Annotated in this window: 3 protein-coding genes; all 3 read left to right on the forward strand. The window is 33.8% G+C overall.

What is annotated here, in order from left to right; genetic code table 11:
* Window positions 1-19 precede the first annotated feature (19 nt).
* Window positions 20-478, forward strand: a complete 459-nt coding sequence (locus AC1EUY_RS15855; protein WP_480196527.1) for a VOC family protein — start codon at window positions 20-22, stop codon at window positions 476-478.
* A gap of 348 nt (window positions 479-826) precedes the next feature.
* Window positions 827-2,269 carry an ATP-binding protein gene (locus tag AC1EUY_RS15860; RefSeq protein WP_480196528.1) on the forward strand — a complete coding sequence of 481 codons (1,443 nt, stop codon included), beginning with the start codon at window positions 827-829 and terminating at the stop codon, window positions 2,267-2,269.
* A 421-nt stretch (window positions 2,270-2,690) separates the two neighbouring features.
* A partial coding sequence (locus AC1EUY_RS15865; RefSeq protein ID WP_480196529.1) for an integrase core domain-containing protein occupies window positions 2,691-2,862 on the forward strand: 172 nt, incomplete at its 3' end.

The raw sequence follows: 2,862 nt of genomic DNA on the forward strand, positions 1-2,862 counted from the left end.
GAAAAAACGAAAATAGATTATGATTAAAGGACTTTATGAAACACATTTGTACGTTGAGAATTTGGAAAACTCAATCGAATTTTATTCTAAAGTTCTTGGGCTAAAACAATGTCGCTTTGGAGAGGAACGGAGGACTGCCTTCTTCTGGATAGGAAAAGATAAACAAGCAATGCTTGGATTATGGGAAAAACCGAAAGAAGAAATTGATTTACGACATTTCGCTTTCGAATGTGACCCTGAATGGATAATAAATGAATCGGTTGACTTTTTAAAATCTCACAACTTAAACTATTGGAATTTTCTGCAAGACGATAATGAAAAGCCAATGGTTTTTTGTTGGATGCCAGCTGTATCTATATATTTTAGCGATCCGGACGGACATTATCTCGAATTCATCGGAATTTTACCTGGAAAGACAAAAGAGAATGACGAAAAGCAAGTCGTTACTTACGAACAATGGCTTAAAACAAAAGATTGAATAAAAACGCCATACAACAATGTATCCGCAATTACGGCGTCCCGATAGCTATCGGGACGACTACGTCCAAATCCATCCCGCCTTTACCGAACGGCACGTTCGGGCGCACTCGTAATTGCTAAAGTCTGTGCTAACTCCTGCCGGCGGGCAGGCGAAAATTAACGCATATTAAGCCATTGCTGACGCTTACACGGGAAACCATTGTGCTTCATTAAAAAGTGTGTTTCGATTATCGAATCAACAGTTTATACCACCAAGAAAAATTCTAAAAAAACACATATGTATTAATAGATAGTTTTGTTTCTTCTTATTTTATATATATTTGTTTAATTAATATAAATAATCATCATGATAAGCCTTATTCCGACAGAGAAAATTATTGAACGTCTTCGGTATGAAAATCCATGGTGGATTACCAAAGAGATTCCAAACACATATAGCTCAATGTCTAAGAGGTTATATTTCGACCTATTTTATCCATTGGTAATTGAAACAAGCATTAAAAGAGCTTTAGTCCTTATGGGACCTAGAAGGGTTGGTAAAACAGTAATGTTATTTCATTGCATTGATAACTTATTAAAAGAAGGAACGAATCCACATAAACTATTCTTCATAGGTATTGACAACCCTATTTACGTTAATTTAAGCTTGGAAGATATATTAACTCTATGCAAAAAATCTTTAAATCTTGAATATCTTGATGGTTGTTATGTCTTCTTTGATGAAATACAATACTTGAAAGATTGGGAAAGACATTTAAAAGTATTAGTTGACTCATATCCAGAAACCAAGTTTATTGTTTCTGGCTCAGCTGCCGCAGCTCTAAAATGGCATAGTACGGAAAGCGGAGCGGGTAGATTTACCGATTTCTTGTTACCGCCATTAACATTTCAAGAATATACCCATTTAAAAAAATTAGATCATTTGATTTTTGACGGTTATATCCAATATGGAGATAAGCACATAAATTATTGCTTAACTCATGATTCAAAAGCATTAAATAAAGAATTTATCCATTATTTAAATTTCGGAGGATACCCAGAGGTAGTATTATCTGAAAAAATACAGGGAGATATGGGTAGATATGTAAAAAACGACATTGTAGACAAAGTTTTACTTCGGGATTTGCCAAGTTTATATGGAATCAAAGACGTTCAAGAATTAAACAGATTTTTTACATACATCGCATATAATACTGGAAATGAATTTTCTTATGAGACCATGTCTAGGGAAAGTGGCATTCAAAAAGACACGTTAAAAAAATATCTAGAATATTTGGAAGCAGCTTTCCTAATTAAGGTGTTAAAGAAGGTTGGAGTCAATGCAAAAAGATTAAAAAGAATAACAAGTTTCAAGGTATATCTAACAAATCCTTCACTTCGTACTGCTTTATTTTCTCCAATAAGTGAAATAGACCAAGAAATGGGAAACATGGTGGAAACAGCAATTCTCTCACAATGGATGCATAGAGAGCAACTAGACTTAACATATGCTAGATGGAAGGACGGAAGAAACGAAGGTGAAGTAGACCTTGTATTAGTGGACGACAAAAGTTATAAACCTGTTTGGGGAGTAGAAATTAAATGGAGTAACCGATATTTTGATCAACCTCAAGAGCTGAAAAGTTTAATTAAATTTTGTGAAACAAATAAATTTGAATATGCTGTTGTTACTTCCATTGACCAGATAGGCATGAAAGAAACACGAGGCTTGAAATTTACTTTTCTTCCTGCTTCGATATATGCATATAACATAGGACAAATCACATTGAAAATGAAAACCAATAATTAAACCGCTACCAGCTAGTAGATTTGATTTCCGCCTATACGGCGGCTAAAGGCTACTCATCTGCAATCTTAAATTTCCATCTTTTATCCTCCAAGTCTTAATTCTCGATATGTTCCATAAGCATTTCATCTGTTATTGTACCTTACACCATTTCTAATCCTAAATAACTCAATTAAAATGCGCCTTTTCACCTTATATTTCAAAATAAAAATAACCCGTAGCTATGGCTATGACTAATTTTTCTTTTTTATCTAACGCAAAAACTCATCATTTTTCTGCTGTGTAATTTAGCATTAGAACTGGTATTATAGCTAAATCATTATAAGTTATCATATTATTTTATGTCTTTATGCATGGCATAATCATTAGATTTCGGCACGCATGTTTTTAGTATGACATAAGAGAACCATTGCTATGAACCTGCTTGCTGGTAGGCAGGAATGCAGTCTCAGAACGCGTAAACAGCATCCTAAAAGACGAATTTTATCTCGACCAAACATTTACTGACATAGCTCACGCTAAAAGAGCTGCAAAAAATGCAATGAATTTATACAACGAAATAAGATTACATGTATCTTTAGACTATAAAACACCTA

Source organism: Maritimimonas sp. 2210JD6-3 (assembly GCF_056591795.1).

Excerpts from the sequence above, each read along its gene's own strand:
- AC1EUY_RS15855 (WP_480196527.1), top strand. The coding sequence starts at position 20 with ATGATTAAAGGACTTTATGAAACACATTTGTACGTTGAGAATTTGGAA.
- AC1EUY_RS15860 (WP_480196528.1), top strand. The coding sequence starts at position 827 with ATGATAAGCCTTATTCCGACAGAGAAAATTATTGAACGTCTTCGGTAT.